General features: G+C 71.6%; 16 protein-coding genes. 7 read left to right on the top strand and 9 right to left on the bottom strand.

Going from position 1 to position 17,666, the window contains the following annotated elements; genetic code table 11:
• Position 1: 1 nt before the first annotated feature.
• Entirely contained in the window at positions 2 to 1,162 is a 1,161-nt protein-coding gene (gene pdhA, locus ACIRD8_RS21845) for a pyruvate dehydrogenase (acetyl-transferring) E1 component subunit alpha (protein WP_403993876.1), read from the bottom strand.
• A 346-nt stretch (positions 1,163 to 1,508) separates the two neighbouring features.
• On the opposite strand from pdhA (ACIRD8_RS21845), the gene ACIRD8_RS21840 reads away from it, so the two are divergent.
• The 3 genes from ACIRD8_RS21840 to ACIRD8_RS21830 all read left to right on the top strand — a co-directional run bounded on the left by ACIRD8_RS21840 (position 1,509) and on the right by ACIRD8_RS21830 (position 3,848).
• Positions 1,509 to 2,168, top strand: a complete 660-nt coding sequence (locus tag ACIRD8_RS21840; RefSeq protein WP_403993874.1) for a response regulator — start codon at positions 1,509 to 1,511, stop codon at positions 2,166 to 2,168.
• A gap of 104 nt (positions 2,169 to 2,272) precedes the next feature.
• Positions 2,273 to 2,767, top strand: a complete 495-nt coding sequence (locus ACIRD8_RS21835; RefSeq protein WP_403993871.1) for a pyridoxamine 5'-phosphate oxidase family protein — start codon at positions 2,273 to 2,275, stop codon at positions 2,765 to 2,767.
• A gap of 25 nt (positions 2,768 to 2,792) precedes the next feature.
• Positions 2,793 to 3,848: a phosphotransferase gene (locus ACIRD8_RS21830; RefSeq protein ID WP_403993868.1), complete on the top strand. Its 1,056-nt coding sequence runs from the start codon at positions 2,793 to 2,795 to the stop codon at positions 3,846 to 3,848.
• Positions 3,849 to 3,860: 12 nt separating this feature from the next.
• Here ACIRD8_RS21830 and ACIRD8_RS21825 read toward each other — a convergent pair whose 3' ends face one another.
• Positions 3,861 to 5,453 (bottom strand): protein kinase, encoded by a 1,593-nt coding sequence (locus ACIRD8_RS21825; RefSeq protein WP_403993865.1) that lies wholly within the window; start codon positions 5,451 to 5,453, stop codon positions 3,861 to 3,863.
• 293 nt (positions 5,454 to 5,746) lie between these two features.
• On the opposite strand from ACIRD8_RS21825, the gene ACIRD8_RS21820 reads away from it, so the two are divergent.
• The 3 genes from ACIRD8_RS21820 to ACIRD8_RS21810 all read left to right on the top strand — a co-directional run bounded on the left by ACIRD8_RS21820 (position 5,747) and on the right by ACIRD8_RS21810 (position 8,635).
• Positions 5,747 to 7,360 carry a protein kinase gene (locus ACIRD8_RS21820; RefSeq protein WP_403993862.1) on the top strand — a complete coding sequence of 538 codons (1,614 nt, stop codon included), beginning with the start codon at positions 5,747 to 5,749 and terminating at the stop codon, positions 7,358 to 7,360.
• A 411-nt stretch (positions 7,361 to 7,771) separates the two neighbouring features.
• The gene (locus ACIRD8_RS21815; protein WP_403993859.1) at positions 7,772 to 7,978 is read left to right on the top strand and encodes a hypothetical protein; all 207 of its coding nucleotides are present in this window, start codon (positions 7,772 to 7,774) and stop codon (positions 7,976 to 7,978) included.
• A gap of 111 nt (positions 7,979 to 8,089) precedes the next feature.
• Positions 8,090 to 8,635 carry a bacterial proteasome activator family protein gene (locus tag ACIRD8_RS21810; protein ID WP_403993856.1) on the top strand — a complete coding sequence of 182 codons (546 nt, stop codon included), beginning with the start codon at positions 8,090 to 8,092 and terminating at the stop codon, positions 8,633 to 8,635.
• Between the two features lie 121 nt (positions 8,636 to 8,756).
• On the opposite strand, the gene ACIRD8_RS21805 is transcribed toward ACIRD8_RS21810, so the two are convergent.
• The 7 genes from ACIRD8_RS21805 to pdhA (ACIRD8_RS21775) form a co-directional block, all read right to left on the bottom strand.
• Entirely contained in the window at positions 8,757 to 9,743 is a 987-nt protein-coding gene (locus ACIRD8_RS21805; RefSeq protein ID WP_403993853.1) for an NAD(P)H-quinone oxidoreductase, read from the bottom strand.
• A 72-nt stretch (positions 9,744 to 9,815) separates the two neighbouring features.
• Complete coding sequence (locus ACIRD8_RS21800; protein WP_403993851.1) at positions 9,816 to 10,958, bottom strand: potassium channel family protein; 1,143 nt, start codon at positions 10,956 to 10,958, stop codon at positions 9,816 to 9,818.
• Complete coding sequence (locus tag ACIRD8_RS21795; RefSeq protein ID WP_403993848.1) at positions 10,916 to 12,412, bottom strand: molybdopterin molybdotransferase MoeA; 1,497 nt, start codon at positions 12,410 to 12,412, stop codon at positions 10,916 to 10,918. Before ACIRD8_RS21795 ends, ACIRD8_RS21800 begins: the two co-directional genes overlap by 43 nt.
• Positions 12,409 to 13,284, bottom strand: coding sequence for an NTP transferase domain-containing protein (locus tag ACIRD8_RS21790; protein WP_403993845.1), 876 nt, complete (start codon positions 13,282 to 13,284; stop codon positions 12,409 to 12,411). Before ACIRD8_RS21790 ends, ACIRD8_RS21795 begins: the two co-directional genes overlap by 4 nt.
• An 89-nt stretch (positions 13,285 to 13,373) precedes the next feature.
• Positions 13,374 to 14,735, bottom strand: a complete 1,362-nt coding sequence (locus tag ACIRD8_RS21785) for a dihydrolipoamide acetyltransferase family protein (protein ID WP_403993842.1) — start codon at positions 14,733 to 14,735, stop codon at positions 13,374 to 13,376.
• Complete coding sequence (locus ACIRD8_RS21780; protein ID WP_403993839.1) at positions 14,735 to 15,766, bottom strand: alpha-ketoacid dehydrogenase subunit beta; 1,032 nt, start codon at positions 15,764 to 15,766, stop codon at positions 14,735 to 14,737. Before ACIRD8_RS21780 ends, ACIRD8_RS21785 begins: the two co-directional genes overlap by 1 nt.
• Positions 15,763 to 16,926 carry a pyruvate dehydrogenase (acetyl-transferring) E1 component subunit alpha gene (gene pdhA / locus ACIRD8_RS21775; protein WP_403993837.1) on the bottom strand — a complete coding sequence of 388 codons (1,164 nt, stop codon included), beginning with the start codon at positions 16,924 to 16,926 and terminating at the stop codon, positions 15,763 to 15,765. The genes ACIRD8_RS21780 and pdhA (ACIRD8_RS21775) overlap by 4 nt, the downstream gene beginning before the upstream one ends.
• Before the next feature lie 224 nt (positions 16,927 to 17,150).
• On the opposite strand from pdhA (ACIRD8_RS21775), the gene ACIRD8_RS21770 reads away from it, so the two are divergent.
• On the top strand, positions 17,151 to 17,657 hold the full coding sequence (locus tag ACIRD8_RS21770) for an Lrp/AsnC family transcriptional regulator (protein ID WP_403994163.1): 507 nt from the start codon (positions 17,151 to 17,153) through the stop codon (positions 17,655 to 17,657).
• Positions 17,658 to 17,666: the final 9 nt, after the last annotated feature.

Genomic DNA, 17,666 nt, shown 5'->3' with positions numbered 1-17,666 from the left:
GCTAGTTGCCCTCCTCGGCGAACGATGCCTGGTAGGCGGCGAACTGGGCGCGCTCCTCGTCGACGAGCGGACTTCCGTCGGCGTAGGCGTGGTCGAAGATCGCCAGCCGGTCCGGGTCGGGCATGGCCCGTACCGCTTCGCGCACCCGCTTGCCGAGGGCCTCGCTCTCCTCCTCCAGCGCGGTGAAGTACGCGGCGTCGGCGAGGTCCTGCTTCTCCAGATAGGTGCGCAGCCGCAGGATCGGGTCCTTGGCCTCCCAGGCCGCCCGCTCCTCGTCCGCCCGGTACTTGGTCGGGTCGTCGGAGGTGGTGTGGGCACCCATCCGGTAGGTGAACGCCTCGACGAGGGTGGGCCCCTCGCCCCGGCGGGCCCGCTCCAGCGCCGACCTGGTGACGGCCAGGCACGCGAGTACGTCGTTGCCGTCGACCCGTACGCCCGGGAAGCCGAAGCCCTGCGCGCGCTGGTAGAGCGGCACGCGCGTCTGCTTCTCGGTGGGCTCGGAGATCGCCCACTGGTTGTTCTGGCAGAAGAACACGACGGGGGCGTTGTAGACGGCGGAGAAGGTGAACGCCTCCGCGACGTCGCCCTGGCTGGAGGCGCCGTCGCCGAAGTACGCGACGACCGCCGAGTCCGCGCCGTCCTTGGCGACGCCCATGGCGTAGCCGGTGGCGTGCAGGGTCTGCGAGCCGATGACGATCGTGTACAGGTGGAAGTTGTTGCTGTTCGGGTCCCAGCCGCCGTGGTTCACCCCACGGAACATCCCGAGCAGATTGGTCGGGTCCACGCCCCGGCACCAGGCGACGCCGTGCTCCCGGTAGGTCGGGAAGACGTAGTCGTCGTCGCGCAGCGCCCGGCCGGAGCCGATCTGCGCGGCCTCCTGGCCCAGCAGCGAGGCCCACAGGCCCAGCTCGCCCTGGCGCTGCAGCGCGGTGGCCTCGGCGTCGAAGCGACGGGTCAGGACCATGTCCCGGTAGAGACCACGGAGCTCGTCCGCGCTCAGGTCGATCTCGAAGTCCGGATGCTCGACGCGCTCGCCCTCCGGCGTCAGCAGCTGAACCAGCTGGGGGCCGGAACTCTCGGGTGTCTTCGCGGGCGTCTTCGCGGCGCTTGTCCGCTTACTGCTGCGTCGCGGTTTGCTCGCGGCAGTGCTCTCCACGGTCACGTGCGTGCTCCTCCGTCGGTCCGGCCCCCGGGATGGCCGGGAACCAGTGCGGCTCGCCTGTGTCCGGACCCGTGCACGGGGTGGGTGCCGCTCGGCCGGGAACAGGCGTGACAGGTGCCCCGGCGAGCGTCCTGTCATACGCACGTTACCCAGTGCACCGCATAACTGCGAAACACCTTGTGACCTGCGATTTTGCTTGGATTTCCAAGTAAATCCAGAAAAGCGCGAACTCCCGCTGGTCACAGCACTGGTAACAGCCTGGCAGGCGGCCGGAACAACGGCACGTTATCCCGGCCGGGAGTCGCAGGGAAGGGCGGACGACAAAGGAGTGTGTGAGACTGCGAATGTGCGCGAAGAAGGAAAAATCACGGTATTCCTGCTCGATGATCACGAAGTTGTCCGGCGCGGCGTCCACGAGCTGCTCGCCGCCGAGGAAGGCATCGAGGTGGTCGGCGAAGCGGGCACGGCCGCGGACGCGCTCGCACGGATCCCGGCGACCCGGCCCGACGTCGCCGTCCTGGACGTGCGACTGCCGGACGGCAGCGGGGTGGAGGTCTGCCGGGAGGTCCGCTCGAAGGACGAGAGCATCAAATGCCTGATGCTCACGTCGTACGCCGATGACGAGGCCCTCTTCGACGCGATCATGGCGGGCGCCTCGGGGTACGTACTGAAGGCCATCCGCGGCAACGAGCTGATCGGCGCGGTACGCGACGTGGCGGCGGGCAAGTCCCTGCTGGACCCGGCGGCCACCGCCCGCGTGCTGGAACGGCTGCGCGAGGGCAAGGACGGCAAGGGCGACGACCGTCTCGCCGGGCTGACCGAGCAGGAGCGCAAGATCCTCGACCTGATCGGCGAGGGGCTGACGAACCGGGTGATCGGCGAGCGGCTGCACCTCGCCGAGAAGACCATCAAGAACTACGTCTCCAGCCTGCTCTCCAAGCTGGGCATGGAGCGGCGCTCGCAGGCGGCGGCGTACGTGGCGAGGCTGCAGGCCGAGAAGCGCTGAGAGCCGGAGAGCGCCGAGGGGGAGCGGGGCGGGGACTTTGGTCCCTGGCCGGTCGGGGCGGCGGACTCTTACACGGCCCCTACCTGTGACGGAGAGTGGAGCACATGCTTTCTCCCCGTCCCTCCGGCACCGGAACCGCGGAACGCGGCCCTTCCGGCTCCACCGGCTCCTTCAGCTCCTCCGTCGCCTCCGTCGCGGACAAGCTCCGGGCCATCGAGCTGCTCGCCAGCGTCCGCTACGGCCGGCTGGCCATGAGCATGCGGGCCCTGCCCTTCCTGGCGGTGGCCCGGCACCTGGTGATCGAGGGGCGGGTCGTCCTGCGGATGCACAGGGGGCTCGGCTTCCACGAGTCCTGCGACGGCAGCGTCGTCGCCTACGGGGCGGACAACTTCAACTCCCCCGCGCCCGGTGGCGTGGAGGACCTCTGGTCGGTGCAGTTCACCGGTCCCGCCGAGATCGTGCATCTGGCCTCCGACCAGCGGAAACGCTTCGGTGCGGGCCCGGCCGAGGTGAACGGCGAACACTTCGATCCGGTGTATCTGCGGCTCGATCCGCACCTCGCCCATATGCACACTCTGACCTTCGACGCAAGTCCGTAAAACCGGCCACTCAGCGTCACCTAACATGTGTCGCGTGCTGCGCTCATCTGTGACCCTCCCACCCGTCCCTCCGGTCGGCGAGGTCCTGCGCCGCTACCCGGACGCCGGTGAACCCCTCGCGTGCGAGCCCATCGGCAAGGGCCTGCTCAACCACGGTTACCGCGTGTCCACCACCCGAGGCTCGTACTTCCTCAAGCACCATCTCGACAAGCACCACCTCGACGACGCCAGCGGCGATCACGCCACGATCGTCCGGCAGCACCGGGCGACCCAGCAGCTGCACTCCCTCGGTGTGCCGGTGGCCCCGCCTCTTTCGGACACACAGGGTGACACGGTCACGGTGATCGACGGGCAGCGCTACGCCCTGCACCGGTGGGTGGACGGCCTCCACCGGGACGGCACCCAGCTGACGACCGCCCAGTCCCGCCGGCTCGGGGCGCTCCTCGGGGTCGTACACATGGGCCTGGAGCAGGTCATGGAGGCGGACCCGCCGCCTCCCGTACGGGGGCAGAGCCCTGATGCCGCCGACACGTTCACGCTGATCGACGAGCTCCTGACGGCCGCGCGGCGCTTGGGCCCCCGCGACGCGTTCGACGAGCTCGCCGTGCACCGTCTCGTCGAACGCCGTGCCCTGCTGGAGCAGCACGCGCACCGCCGCCCGCCCACGCCCGAGGGCTCTGCCCGGGGCTGGGTGCACGGCGACTTCCACCCGCTGAATCTGCTCTACCGGGGCGCCGACCCCGTCGCGATCGTGGACTGGGACCGGCTCGGCGTGCAGCCGCGCGCCGAGGAGGCCGTACGCGCGGCGGCGATCTTCTTCGTCCGGCCGGACGGGAAGCTGGCCCTGGAGAAGGTGCGGGCGTACGCCCGCGCCTACCGGCGGTCGGCGGGCGCCGGGGCGGCCGAGCTGGCGGCGGCGGTGCACCGGGTGTGGTGGGAGCGCCTCAACGACTTCTGGATACTGCGCTGGCGCTACCGCCTGCACGACCGCAGGGCCGACCCGCAGTTCCCTGCGGTGTCGGCCCTGGCAGTGTGGTGGACGCGCGAGTACGAGGCGGTCGGCGAGGCCTTCACGGGGTGAGGGCCGGGGCCGCTACCCGGTGGTGCCGGTCGCCCCTGCGGCGGTGCCGGCCGCGGCGCCGGCCGAGGTGCCGGCCGCGGTCCCCTCCGTCGTTGCCCCCTCGTCGTCGCCGGTGCCGCCGTCTTCGGTGCCGCCGTCGGTGGCGCCACCGTTGTCACCGGTTCCGCCGTCCGTAGTCGTGCTACCACCGTCGCTCGTGCCCGGGACAGGCGACGTGGGCGTGTCCGTCGGCTCCGTGGTCGGCTCGGTCGGCTCGGTCGTCGGGGTCCACGTGGGCTCCTTGGTGGGCCACGTCTGACCGCCCGAGGAGGTGTCGGGCTCCTCGGTCTCGTCCGTCTCCTCGTCCGTCGGCTCCGGTGAGGACGGGGTCGGCGAAGGGGAGACGCTGGTGGTGGGCGAGGTCGGGGACTTCTTGTTGCCGGCGTCGTTCGCCGCCTGGAGGGCGAACGCGACGCCCGCACCGATCGCGATCAGCGCGAGCAGGACGAACAGCCACATCTTGCCGCGGCCGCCGCCGTTGTGCTGACCGCCCGCGTACGCCCCGTCGTCGGGGTTCATGGGCGGCAGGATCGGGCCCTGCGAGGTGTCCCCGTGCATGGGGTGGCCCATGGCCGCCGTGCTGCCGCCGACGTTCATCGCCGCCGTGTGGCCGCCGTCCTGCACGTTGACCGGGCCGGTGTTCCACGTCCCCGTGTGCCCGCCCTGGACCTGCAGCATCTGCAGGCTGTACTGGACGAGGCCACGCATCTCCTCGGCGCTCTGGAACCGGTCGTCCGGGTCCTTCGCGAGGGAGCGCATGACGAGCCCGTCCAGCTCCGGCGGAACGGCCCCGACCTGGGAGGGCGGGACCGGGATGTCCTGGACGTGCTGATAGACGACGGAGAGCGGGGTCTCGCCCGTGAACGGGGGCCGCAGGGCCAGCAGTTCGTAGAGCAGGCAGCCCGTGGCGTACAGGTCCGAGCGGTGGTCGACCGCCTTGCCGAGGGCCTGCTCGGGGGAGAGGTACTGGGGCGTGCCCATGACCATGCCGGTCTGGGTCATCGTCGACTGGGCGCCGTGCAGCGCGCGGGCGATGCCGAAGTCCATCACCTTGACCGCGCCGGAGTGCGTGATGATCACGTTCGCCGGCTTGATGTCCCGGTGCACGATGCCGTGCTGGTGGGAGTAGGCCAGAGCCTCCAGGACGCCCGAGACGATGATCAGCGCCTGCTCGGGCGGCGGGGCCTCGGCCTCCAGCAGCAGGTCGCGGATGGTGTTGCCCTCGACGAGCTCCATCACGATGTACGGCACGGTCGACCCGCCCACGACGTCCTCGCCGGAGTCGTACACGGCGACGATCGCGTGGTGGTTGAGGCCCGCGACCGACTGTGCCTCGCGCGTGAACCGGGCCTTGGAGACCGGGTCTTCGGCAAGATCGGAACGGAGCAGCTTCACCGCCACCGTGCGCCCCAGACGGACGTCCTCCGCGGCGTAGACCTCGGCCATGCCGCCGCGGCCGAGCCGGTGGGTCATGCGGTAACGGCCGTCCCCGACCACACCGCCGACACCCCAGGAGTCGGTGCCATCCGAGACTCCGCCGCCGTTTGCTTCGGAATCGGGTGCCATCAGTCCTCGCCGTCGTATCTGTCCGCGCGTCCGCGGGTTCTCACGGTGCCTTGCTGCATTGCCACGTCACGCTACAGCCTCTGCCCGACACACCGGTTCACAGAGTGACCGGCCATCCAATCGGCTCGCGCGTCGTCCACGCAAATTCCATGCGCGTCCTGTAACGCTTCCGAGACGCTTCTTGTGCGTAGGGTCACGGAACGGGCACCCGGCTTGACGTGTCGTACCCCTCGGGCAGACTTGGCGCGTAATAGGGATGATCGCGTCCGTCGGGCGCCGAGGGGGATGCAGTCATGAGCCACGACGGCGCACAGGGGCGTTACGCGGGCGGTTCCGTGGCCGGCGGCCGCTACCAGCTGCGCGACCTGCTCGGTGAGGGCGGCATGGCGTCCGTCTACCTCGCGTACGACTCGGCTCTCGACCGCCAGGTCGCCATCAAGACGCTGCACACGGAGCTGGGGCGCGAGCAGTCCTTCCGCGAGCGCTTCCGGCGCGAGGCGCAGGCCGTCGCCAAGCTGCAGCACACCAACATCGTCTCGGTGTTCGACACCGGCGAGGACGAGCTCGGCGGCGCGCTGATGCCGTACATCGTCATGGAGTACGTCGAGGGGCAGCCCCTCGGCTCCGTGCTCCAGTCGGACATCCAGCAGTACGGCGCGATGCCGGCCGAGAAGGCGCTCAAGGTGACGGCCGACGTTCTCGCGGCCCTGGAGACCAGCCACGAGATGGGCCTGGTCCACCGCGACATCAAGCCCGGCAACGTGATGATGACCAAGCGCGGCGTCGTCAAGGTCATGGACTTCGGCATCGCACGGGCCATGCAGTCCGGCGTCACCTCGATGACCCAGACCGGCATGGTCGTCGGCACCCCGCAGTACCTCTCCCCCGAGCAGGCGCTCGGCCGCGGGGTCGACGCGCGCTCCGACCTGTATTCGGTCGGCATCATGCTCTTCCAGCTGCTCACGGGGCGCATCCCGTTCGACGCGGACTCCCCGCTCGCCATCGCGTACGCGCATGTGCAGGAGGAGCCGGTCGCCCCGTCGAGCATCAACCGGTCGATCACGCCGGCGATGGACGCCCTCGTCGCCCGCGCGCTGAAGAAGAACCCGAACGAGCGCTTCCCGAGCGCCGCGGCGATGCAGGACGAGATCACGCGCGTGCTGAGCGCGACCGGCCCCGCGGGCGCCCCGGTGATCATCGGCGGCGGCACCCCGGCGAACAGCGGCTCGGGCGTGGGCTCGGCGGTCTTCCCGCCCGTCGACCAGGCCACCCCGGCCCCGCACAGCGTGCAGACGCCGTACCAGCCGCACCCGCACCAGCCGGGCCCCTACGGCGTACCGACCCCCGCCCCCACGCCGGGCTACGGCTACCCGCAGGCGGCCCAGCCGTACGGGACCCCGGCGCACCTGGCGCACCAGACCCCGCCGCCATACACGATGTCGCCGCAGACGGCGACCAGCCCCAGCGGCTCCAGGCACAACATGCCGGTCGTCGTGGGCTCGATCGTGGTCGCCCTGGTCGCGATCGGCGGCCTGGTCGCCTTCCTGAACATGGACGACGACCCGGAGAACGGCAAGGGCGGCGACCCGGGCTCCAGCGATTCCGCCGTCGCGGGCGAGCACAAGCCGCCGGAGCGCAACCGGACGATGGAGACCACGAAGTGCACGGACGCCTCTGAGGACAGCAACGACCCGGCGAAGGTCCAGGCACCGAAGTTCGTCTACAAGGACATCCTTTCGGTGAAGGACTGCTTGAACGCCGCGGGTTGGACCGTCAAGGTCATCGACGAACCGGGCAACACCTACGCCGAGGGCCAGGTCGTCGGGCAGTTCCCCTCGGCGGGCACAGCCGTTTCGGAGACCGGAGCCCACTTCGAACTGCAGGTCTCCACGGGCGACCCGGCCTGATCGGCCGCTCCGGGACCGACCCCGCACGGATGAGGTGCGGCCTACGGACGCACTCGGAATGCCGGACATATCAGACCGTGTGACCCTGGTCCCATGCCTCCAGGACTCCCGGCTTCACGGTCGTCACGGTGTGTCGTCTGTCTGGTGATGGCGGCCGGGGTGGCACTCGGACCGCCCGCCTGGGCATACGGGGACGGCGGGCCCGCGGCGTACGCACATCCGGCGCAAGCGGCAGGACCGGCTCCGGCCCATCCGGCTCGGGCTCCGGCTGAGCCGTCGGGCTCCCCTTCCCCCGTCTCTTCCGCCGCTGAGTCACCCCTGGCCGGGCGGCAGGCAGGGGAGGGACGGGCGCGCCCGGGGCGGTCGCTGTCCCCCCTGGAGGACGCGGACTCCGACGCGGCGGCGGACGAGATGCCGCCGGAGCCCGATCCCGCGAAGGTGCCGGAGTTCACCCCGCCGCCCGAGGCGTTCCCGGAGCCCGGGGAAACGGCCCGGCAGCGGCGGGCGCTGGACGAGCCCGCCCTGAAGCAGGTGCGCGACGTGTCGCTGGGCAGCGGCATCGCCCTGGTCGGGCTGGGGCTGGCGTTTCTGGCGCTCCGTATGCGCCGCGCGAACTGACCCGGCCACCCCGGCCGACAGTTTTGTTCCCGTGCCCCTGAAAAGGGTGGATCATCCCTTTCCAGGGGCACCACCGTGATGTGTGCAGCAGGTGTGCGAGACAATGGCGACATGGAGATGCCGAGGAATGACCGGTCGCAGGAGCACCCACAAGTCCTCGTGGTGGGGCAGGACGGAATGGCTATCGGCGGTGGCGGTGACGACGAGTCGCGCGAGGTCCCGGTGACGGAGATGGTCGAGCAGCCCGCGAAGGTCATGCGCATCGGCAGCATGATCAAGCAGCTTCTGGAGGAGGTCAGGGCGGCTCCTCTCGACGAGGCGAGCCGGGTCAGGCTGAAGGAGATCCACGCGAGCTCGGTGAAGGAGCTCGAGGACGGTCTGGCGCCGGAGCTCGTGGAGGAGCTGGAGCGGCTCTCGCTGCCGTTCACCGAGGAGTCCGTCCCCTCCGAGGCCGAGCTTCGGATCGCACAGGCCCAGCTGGTCGGCTGGCTGGAGGGCCTCTTCCACGGCATCCAGACGGCGCTGTTCGCCCAGCAGATGGCGGCCCGTGCGCAGCTGGAGCAGATGCGCCGCGCCCTCCCTCCGGGCGTCGGTCATGAGGACGAGGAAGGCGGGATCGACCCGCACGGGCCGGCGCGCTCCGGTCCGTACCTCTGATGACCTGAGTCCACACCGACCGCGGTACGCACCGGGGCCCGGCACACGTCGTGTCGTCGTGTGTGCCGGGCCCCGCGTCCGTCCCCGCCGGTCGGCCGTGAGCGCGTCCCTGCCCTGCGCGTCAGGCCTTCGGCGCGGCCAGCAGGATCTTGCCGATGTGGCTGCTGGACTCCATCAGCCGGTGGGCTTCGGCCGCCTCCGGCATCGGCATCGTGCGGTCCACGACCGGGCGTACGACGCCGTCGGCGAGCAGTGGCCACACGTGCTCACGCACCGCCGCGATGATCGCGGACTTCTCCGCGAGCGGGCGGGCGCGCAGCGACGTCGCCGTGACGGCGGCCCGCTTGCTCAGCAGGGCGCTCAGGTTCAGCTCGCCCTTGGCGCCGCCCTGGAGGCCGATGATGGCGAGCCGGCCGTTCACCGCCAGTGCCCGTACGTTCCGGTCCAGGTACTTCGCGCCGACGATGTCGAGGATCACGTCCGCCCCCGCACCGTCCGTCGCCTGCCGCAGCTCCTCGACGAAGTCCTGTTCGCGGTAGTCGATGAGAATGTCGGCGCCGAGCTCCTGACAGCGTGCCAGCTTCTCGGGGCCTCCCGCCGTCACCGCGACACGGGCGCCGACGGCCTTGGCGAGCTGGATCGCCATCGTGCCGATACCGCTGGACCCGCCGTGGACCAGGAGGGTCTCACCGGGCCGCAGGTGGGCCACCATGAAGACGTTGGACCAGACCGTAGCCGCCACCTCGGGAAGTGCCGCGGCCTCGGCCAGGTCCACTCCGTCGGGCACGGGCAGCAGCTGACCGGTCGGCACGGCGACCTTCTCCGCGTATCCGCCGCCCGCGAGCAGTCCGCACACCTCGTCGCCCACGGACCACCCGGTCACCCCGGGGCCGAGCTCCACGATGCGGCCCGCGCACTCCAGGCCGGGGTAGGGCGAGGCGCCGGGCGGGGGGTTGTAGAAGCCCTGCCGCTGCAGGACGTCGGCCCGGTTGACCGCGCTGGACACGACCTCGACGAGAACTTCGCCCTCGCCTGGTACGGGATCGGGGACCTCGGCCCATACGAGCGCTTCGGGGCCGCCGGGTTCGGGGATCGTGATCGCATGCATGGCCGCGAGGCTACTCCGTGCGGAGTCCCGGACGGGTCCGGACGGGCCTGCGCCGCGTCCGGACCCTCGTCCCTAAGGCCACTGGTTGGGCTGCTGCGACGGGTTCACCGGCGGTGTGTAGGGCGGAGAGGCACGCACGATCGTGATCACCCGGTCCGTCAGCTGCAGCGGGCTGGCCGCCGGATCGTCGTAACCGAGCAGCCGATGACCACGCAGGACGGTGACCACCAGGTCGTCGGTCTCCCGGACGCTCTTGCCCACCTCGGCCTTTATCACCGGCCGTTCGACGAGATCCAGCCCGCTGCCCTGCTGGATGAGGTCCTCCATCACCGTGCCCGCGCTGGGACTGAGGACGGAGAGGCCGAGCAGCCGGCCCGCCGCGCTCGCGCTGGTGATCACGGCATCGGCACCGGACTGCCGCAGCAGAGGAGCGTTCTCCTCCTCGCGCACGGCGGCCACGATCTTCGCGCCCCGGTTGAGCTGACGCGCGGTCAGGGCGACCAGCACCGCGGTGTCGTCGCGCTGGGTGGCGATGATGATCTGACGGGCCTTCTGGACCTCGGCCCGCAACAGCACGTCGCTGCGCGTCGCGTCACCCAGCACACCCACGAACCCCTCGGCGTTGGCCGCTTCGATCACCTTGCTCGCCGGGTCGACGATGACGATCTGGTCCTTCTTCAGGCCGGTGGCACAGAGCGTCTGTATGGCCGAGCGGCCCTTCGTGCCGAAACCGACGACGACGGTGTGTTCACGCAAGTTGGTTCTCCAACGATTCAGCCGGAAGTCCTCCCGGGTCCGTTCCGTCAGGACCTCGAGGGTGGTGCCGACCAGGATGATCAGGAAGAGCACGCGCAACGGCGTCACCAGCACCACGTTGACGAGGCGCGCCGGATCGCTGTACGGGACGATATCGCCGTAGCCGGTCGTCGACAGGGTCACCGTCGCGTAGTAGACGGCGTCGAGGAAGTCGACCTTGCCGTCTGCGTTGTCGTGGTACCCGTCCCGGTCGGCCCAGACGATGAAGACCGTGGCGGCCAGCACCGTGAGAGCCATCGCCAGCCGCTTGGCCACCTGGCGCAGCGGTCTGTCGACCACCCGCCGCGGCAGAAGCACCCGGGTCGGCACGACATGTTCGTCGGCCCGCCGGGCCATCGCGTCGTGGCCGGGAAGTTTCACGTGAAACACCCTTCCGTCCACGGCGATGCCGAGGCCCACGGTAGATCGAGGATCTCCACCTCGGTGCCGGACCGTACCCCGCCGGGCGGGACCACGGCCAGCCCGTCCGCGGCGGCGATCCCCCGGAGCATGGCGGGGCCGTTGTAATGGAGCGGGACGACGCTGTCGTTCCGGTGGACCACGGGGATCAGCCGGGTGTCATGCGGATGTCCGTGCACCTCTTCGTGGACGGGCGCGCGGAAGCGGTCCAGGGCGGGCCGGCCGGCGATCCCCCGGAGCAGGGGCTCGGCCAGTGTCAGCAATCCGGATACCGCGGCGAGGGGGTTGCCGGGCAGGCCGACCAGGCAGGGGCCGCCCTCGGGGAGCCGCGCAAGCAGCATCGGATGGCCCGGACGTACAGCCACCCCGTCGACCAGCAGCTCGGCCCCGATGCCGGCCAGGACCGGGTGGACGTGGTCCACCGGGCCGGCGGCTGTCCCGCCCGTGGTGAGGATCAGATCGGCATCGGAGGTGACGAGGGCCTCACGGAGCGCGTCGGCGTCGTCTCCGATCCGCCTGGGCTCGGCGACTTCCGCGCCCAGGGAGCGGAGCCAGGGGGCGAGCATGGGGCCGAGGGCGTCCCGGATCAGCCCTTCGCGTGGAAGGCCCGCCGTGAGGAGCTCGTCACCGAGTACGAAGACGTCCACCCGGGGCCGGGGCACGGCGACGAGGGCGTCGTACCCGGCGGCTGCCGCCAGTCCGAGAACGGGCGGGGTCACCACGGTTCCCGCGGGCAGGAGCTCGTCGCCGGACCGGCATTCCTGGCCCCGGGGCCGGATGTCCTGGCCCGGCACGACTTCGCGGGTGGCGTGCAGCAGCCGCTTGGCCTCGTCGCAGTGCGCGTGCTCGCTGCGGATCACGGCGGTGGCATCCGCGGGGAGGCGCGCGCCTGTGGCGATCCGCAGGGCGTACCCGTCGGGGAGCGGCTCCGAGGATCCGCGTCCGGCGAGCAGCCCTTCCCCCTCCCGTACGGTCCAGGGGCCCGGGCCGGCGACGACCCAGCCGTCCATGGCGGAAGTGTCGAACGACGGCAGGTCGGTGAGCGCGACGACGGCCTCGGCCAGGACATGCCCGAGGGCACGGTCCAGGGGGAGCCGGTGGGCGGCCAGGGGAGCGGCGCGGCCGAGGCGCTCGGCCAGGGCACACGCCCGGTCCCAGGCAGCGGCCCGAGCGCGGTGGGCATGCGGGGAGGGCGGGGAGGACGAGGGGCCCGAGGCGGGGCCGGGGCTCGTGCCCTGACCTGCCGACGGCGGCGGCGAGGTGGTGGTGGCAGGGGAGGTGGAGGTGGAGGACGGACCCGCCGTATCGGGCCGGTCCGTTGCGGGGTGCGAGGCCCGCGGCTGATGCCCGACGAGAGCGAGAGCCTGTTCGACGGCCCGCTCCTCCTCGGCCGTCCGTTCTTCCTCGGCCGCCCGGGCATCGGCGGCCCGTGCATCGCCTCCGTGGGGGGTCATGGCGTACCGGGCCCGCTTCCCGCCGCCGTTTCCTCCTCCCACCGGAGCGCGAGGGCGGTGGCCTTACGGGAGGCTTCAGCCACTGCTTCGGCCGCGTCCTCCGGGCTCTTGCCGCTGCTCGCCAACGCCGCCGCGTACCCCACCAGGAAGGTTGTCAGCGGCGCGGCGGGCCGGGCCACGCCGTGCGCGGCATCACGGGCGAGGTCCAGCAGGACGCCGGTGTCGACGTCCAGCTCGATGCCCAGTTCGTTCTTGACTGCGGTGATCCATTCGTCCAGCACGGTCCCATGCTCCCTGATCCTCGCCCTGGCGGCAGCAATGTCTTCCCAGGTGTCGCAGTCGAACGAAGCCATCGGATCCGCAGGCACCCGGGCCAGGTCCAGTTCGGCGGTCAGCAAGCGCAGGGGAAGACCGGCGAGACTGCCGTGTTCGGTGGCGAGAAGGGCGAGTTCGCGGCGGAGCGGCTCGGCCCGGTAGACCGCGACCAGCGGCTGGTCCCGGCCGTCCTGGTCGGTGCACAGGGCACCCTCGCGGCCCGCCGGCTCCACGGCGGCCAGCAACGAGCGGACGGTCGCCTCCCCCAGGAACGGCAGATCCGCGGAGAGCACCAGAACGCGCTCCGCGACCGTGTGCCGCGCCCCGGCGCCGAGGGCCGCCAAGGGGCCGCCGCCCTCAGGCACTTCACGTGTCCAGGTGACCGGACGCACGGTGGGCCTGCGTCCGCCCACCACCACGGTGGACCCCGCGTCGGCGCACACGGCGAGCACCCGGTCGAGCAGCGCACGGCCGCCCACGCGGAGCCCGGGCTTGTCGGCTCCCCCGAGGCGCTTCGCAGCCCCTCCGGCCAGAACGATGGCGTCATACGCGGTCATGCCCCGAGTATGGGGGCCGCCCGCCCAGGACGGCCCCCCGGGGACCGAACTCACAGGCCGCCGGATCCGGGGGTGCCGGGCTTTCGCGATTACAGCGTGCGCAGCAGCACCGCCGGCTGTTCCACACAGTCGGCGACGTACCGCAGGAAGCCACCGGCCGTGCCACCGTCGCAGACCCGGTGGTCGAAGGTGAGCGAGAGCTGGACGACCTGGCGGACCGCCAGCTCCCCTTCGTGCACCCAGGGTTTGGGCACGATCCGGCCGATGCCGAGCATGGCCGCCTCCGGGTGATTGATGATGGGCGTCGAGCCGTCGACGCCGAACACCCCGTAGTTGTTCAGCGTGAACGTGCCTCCGGTGAGCTGCGCCGGGGTCAGCTTCCCGTCCCGGGCGGCCTCGGTCAGCCGGGCGATCTCCGCCCCGATCGACTCCGCGTTACGCGTATGCGCGTCCCGGACGACCGGAACGACCAGGCCTCGCTCCGTCTGGGCGGCGAAGCCCAGATGGACCCCGGGCAGCCGCACGATCTCCCGGGCCTCGGCGTCCACCGTCGAGTTGAGCTCGGGGAACCGCGCCAGGGCGGCCGTGCAGATGCGGGCCAGCAGTGCGAGCACCGAGACCTTCGGTCCGGCGGTGTTCATCGCGGCCCGGGCCGCCATCAGCTCGGTGGCGTCGGCATCGACCCAGCACGTGGCGTCGGGAATCTCCCGCCGGCTGCGCGACAGCTTCTCGGCGACGGCACCCCGGACCCCGCGCAGCGCGACCCGCTCGCCCGAGGCGTCCGGCTCCGGCCGGGCGGGCACGGACGTCCCGGCAGTGGCCTGCTCGTCCGTGGCTCTGATCGCTGACTCCACATCGGTGCGCAGAATCAGCCCGTCCCGACCCGAGCCGACGACCTGCCGGAGATCGAGACCGTGCTGCCGCGCCAGCTTCCGTACCAGAGGAGAGATGACGGCGACGGGCCCCTGAGGGTCCACCACCCCGAGTACCGGAACCGCGGTCGGAACCGGGGCTGAAGCCGGGGCCGGCGTCGGGCGCCCGGTTGTTGCGGGGACCTGCACCGAGACCGCTGCGGGCCTGACCCGGCGACGCCGCGCGGCCGGCGCGCCCGTGCCGTAGCCGACCAGCACATTGCCGGAAGCCTCACTCCCGGCGCCGTTGCCGGAGGGCTCGCCGGAGGCACCCCGGCTCTCCGTGGCCTCCACCGATCCGACGGCCACCGTCAGCAGCGGTGCGCCGACGGGAAGTTCCGCGCCCTCCTCACCGAAGCGCGCCGTCACCACACCCCCGTAGGGGCAGGGCACCTCCACCATGGCCTTGGCCGTCTCGACCTCGACGACCGGCTGGTCGACGGCGACGACATCGCCGACCTCCACCAGCCAGCGCACGACCTCGGCCTCGGTCAGTCCCTCGCCCAGGTCCGGCAGCTTGAATTCGAGCACCTGCGCCATCAGCTCTCGGCCTCCCACTGAAGACGGGCGACCGCGTCGAGCACCCGGTCCACACCCGGCAGATGGTGCCGCTCCTGCATCGGCGGCGGATAGGGGATGTCGAATCCGGCGACCCGCAGGACCGGCGCCTCCAGGTGGTGGAAGCACCGCTCGGTGACCCGTGCCGCGATCTCACCGCCCGGACCACCGAATCCGGAGGACTCGTGGACGACCACCGCACGCCCGGTGCGACGCACCGACGCGGCGACGGTCTCGTCGTCGAAGGGCACCAGCGAGCGCAGGTCGACCACCTCGAGGTCCCATCCCTCGGCCGTGGCGGCCTCGGCGGCCTCCAGGCACACCGGGAGGGACGGCCCGTAGGTGATCAGGGTCGCGCTGCGGCCGGGCCGACGGACCACGGCCCGCCCGATCGGCTCGACCGGGGCCGGTGCGTCCGGCGACCAGTCGGCCTTGGACCAGTAGAGCCTCTTCGGCTCCAGGAAGACCACGGGGTCGTCGGAGGCGATCGACTCCCTCAGCAGTCCGTACGCGTCCTCGACCGTGGCCGGCATGACGACGTGCAGGCCGGGGGTCGCCATGTAGTACGCCTCCGAGGAGTCGCTGTGGTGCTCGACCCCGCCGATCCCGCCGCCGTACGGCACCCGCACCGTGATCGGCAGGGGCATGGCGCCCCCGGTCCGGTTCCGCATCTTGGCGACATGGCTGATCAGCTGCTCGAACGCCGGGTACGCGAAGGCGTCGAACTGCATCTCCACCACGGGCCGCAGCCCGTACATCGCCATGCCGACGGCCGCTCCGAGGATGCCCGCCTCGGCCAGCGGTGTGTCCGTACAGCGGTCGTCGCCGAACTCCTTCGCCAGGCCATCGGTGACGCGGAAGACGCCGCCGAGCGTGCCGACGTCCTCCCCGAGGACGTGCACCGCCGGGTCCTCGGCCATAGCGTCACGCAGCGCCCGCCCGAGGGCCTGCGCCATGGTGGCCGGCCTGGTCCTGGCGGTGCGTTCACCGGCCGTCGCGGCAGCGGTGCTCATCGGCCCTCCTCGGCGGGGCTCTCGCCGTCCGCACCGTGCTCGGCGTCCAGTTCGGCCCGCAGGCTCGCCGCCTGCTCCCGCAGCTGGCCGGTCTGCTCCTCGTAGACATGGGCGAACAGATCCATCGGGTCGAGCACCGGGTCGGCGTTCATCTGCTCCCGCAGTCCCTCCGCCATCCGCTCGGCCGCCTCCCGCACCGTCCCGATGCCGTCCTCGTCCAGCAGCCCTCGCCCGGTCAGCTCCCGTTCGAGAAGGCTGATCGGGTCGTGCGCGCGCCAGGCCTCCACCTCGCCGTCCCCGCGGTAGCGGGTGGCGTCGTCGGCGTTCGTGTGAGCCTCCATGCGGTACGTGACGGCCTCGACCAGCGTCGGGCCCCCGCCCCGCCGGGCCCGGGCCACCGCCTCGCTCAGCACCTGGTGCATCGCGGCCGCGTCGTTCCCGTCGACCAGGCGGCCCGGCATCCCGTAACCCACGGCCTTGTGGGCCAGCGACGGCGCCGCGGTCTGCTTGGCGAGGGGCACCGAGATCGCGAAGCCGTTGTTCTGCACGAGGAACACCACCGGGGCCCGCCAGACGGCCGCGAAGTTCAGCGCCTCGTGGAAATCTCCCTCGCTGGTCCCGCCGTCGCCGACCATCGCGAGGGCCACCACGTCGTCGCCCTTGAGGCGCGCCGCGTGCGCCAGGCCCACGGCATGCGGCAACTGGGTGGCCAGCGGGGTGCAGAGCGGGGCGATGCGGTGCTCACGCGGGTCGTACCCGGTGTGCCGGTCGCCCCGGAGCAGGGTCAGCGCCTCGACCGGGTCCAGGCCACGCGCCACCGCGGCAAGGGTGTCGCGATAGCTGGGGAAGAGCCAGTCCCGGTCCTCCAGCACGAGCGCCGCCGCGACCTCGCAGGCCTCCTGGCCGGTGCTCGACGGATACACCGCGAGCCTGCCCTGCTTGGTCAGCGCGGTGGCCTGCGCGTTGTACCGACGGCCGCGCACCAGCTCGGCGTAGAGCCTCAGCAGCAGCTCGGGGTCCACGTCGGCCACGGCGTCCGTACCGAGCACGCGGTACGGCTCGGGGTCCGGGAGCAGCGGCGCGGGATCGGTGAGCGGCTTCCAGGCCGGGGGCGGCGTGGGCCGGTAGGCGGCTGCGCCGGGCAGCTCCTGAACCGTCATGACAAGCACCTCCTGGCATCGAGATATATCGAGGGTGTCGAAATCTGCAGGAATGTGGAGCGTGGGCAGGGCACGGGTGTGGTGTGCCTCACCTACCGATTGTTCGGTCGCGGGGGCAATTTGGCTACAGGCACCTTCAGCCTGTGGACAAACGGTTCTCCACAGCCTGGGATAGGGGCAGGTCGTCCACAACAGGGAGGCGCGGGCAGATGGCAGCTGAACAAATGGCCGACGGGGCCGGGGGCCCGGACCGCACTCCGCCCGCACGGCCGCTGGACTCCATCGACCGCGCCATCCTGCGCATCCTCCAGACGGACGGCCGCGCCTCGATACGGGCCGTCGCGGAGCGCGTCCACGTCTCGCGGGCCAATGCGTACGCCCGGATCAACCGGCTGGTCGAGGACGGGGTGATCCGCGGCTTCAGCGCGCGCGTGAATCACGAACGGGCAGGACAGGGGGCCTCCGCCTACATCACGCTCAAGATCGTCCAGAACTCCTGGCGCACCGTGCGCGAACAGCTCCAGGCGCTTCCCGGTGCCACCCACATCGCACTGGTCAGCGGCGACTTCGACGTCCTGCTCCTGGTGCACACCCCGGACAACCAGGCGCTGCGCGAGCTGGTCCTGACCAGGATCCAGGCCATACCCGAGGTGCTGTCCACCCGCACGCTGCTGGTGTTCGAGGAGACCGACCTGGGGCCGCGTCCGGACCGCCCCGCAGAGCTCGCCTAGGGCCTTGCG

Origin of the sequence: Streptomyces sp. NPDC102451 (assembly GCF_044765485.1) — a bacterium.
Taxonomy (GTDB): Bacteria; Actinomycetota; Actinomycetes; order Streptomycetales; family Streptomycetaceae; genus Streptomyces.
The sequence above is the reverse complement of the archived record's forward strand: the minus strand, read 5'-3'. Positions and strand labels throughout refer to the sequence as shown.

Coding starts and splice junctions, on each gene's coding strand:
- ACIRD8_RS21835 (WP_403993871.1), top strand. CDS start 2,273: ATGCTTTCTCCCCGTCCCTCCGGCACCGGAACCGCGGAACGCGGCCCT.
- ACIRD8_RS21830 (WP_403993868.1), top strand. CDS start 2,793: ATGTGTCGCGTGCTGCGCTCATCTGTGACCCTCCCACCCGTCCCTCCG.
- ACIRD8_RS21825 (WP_403993865.1), bottom strand. CDS start 5,453: ATGGCACCCGATTCCGAAGCAAACGGCGGCGGAGTCTCGGATGGCACC.
- ACIRD8_RS21820 (WP_403993862.1), top strand. CDS start 5,747: ATGAGCCACGACGGCGCACAGGGGCGTTACGCGGGCGGTTCCGTGGCC.
- ACIRD8_RS21815 (WP_403993859.1), top strand. CDS start 7,772: ATGCCGCCGGAGCCCGATCCCGCGAAGGTGCCGGAGTTCACCCCGCCG.
- ACIRD8_RS21810 (WP_403993856.1), top strand. CDS start 8,090: ATGGAGATGCCGAGGAATGACCGGTCGCAGGAGCACCCACAAGTCCTC.
- ACIRD8_RS21805 (WP_403993853.1), bottom strand. CDS start 9,743: ATGCATGCGATCACGATCCCCGAACCCGGCGGCCCCGAAGCGCTCGTA.
- ACIRD8_RS21795 (WP_403993848.1), bottom strand. CDS start 12,412: ATGACCCCCCACGGAGGCGATGCACGGGCCGCCGATGCCCGGGCGGCC.
- ACIRD8_RS21790 (WP_403993845.1), bottom strand. CDS start 13,284: ATGACCGCGTATGACGCCATCGTTCTGGCCGGAGGGGCTGCGAAGCGC.
- ACIRD8_RS21785 (WP_403993842.1), bottom strand. CDS start 14,735: ATGGCGCAGGTGCTCGAATTCAAGCTGCCGGACCTGGGCGAGGGACTG.
- ACIRD8_RS21780 (WP_403993839.1), bottom strand. CDS start 15,766: ATGAGCACCGCTGCCGCGACGGCCGGTGAACGCACCGCCAGGACCAGG.
- pdhA (WP_403993837.1), bottom strand. CDS start 16,926: ATGACGGTTCAGGAGCTGCCCGGCGCAGCCGCCTACCGGCCCACGCCG.
- ACIRD8_RS21770 (WP_403994163.1), top strand. CDS start 17,151: ATGGCCGACGGGGCCGGGGGCCCGGACCGCACTCCGCCCGCACGGCCG.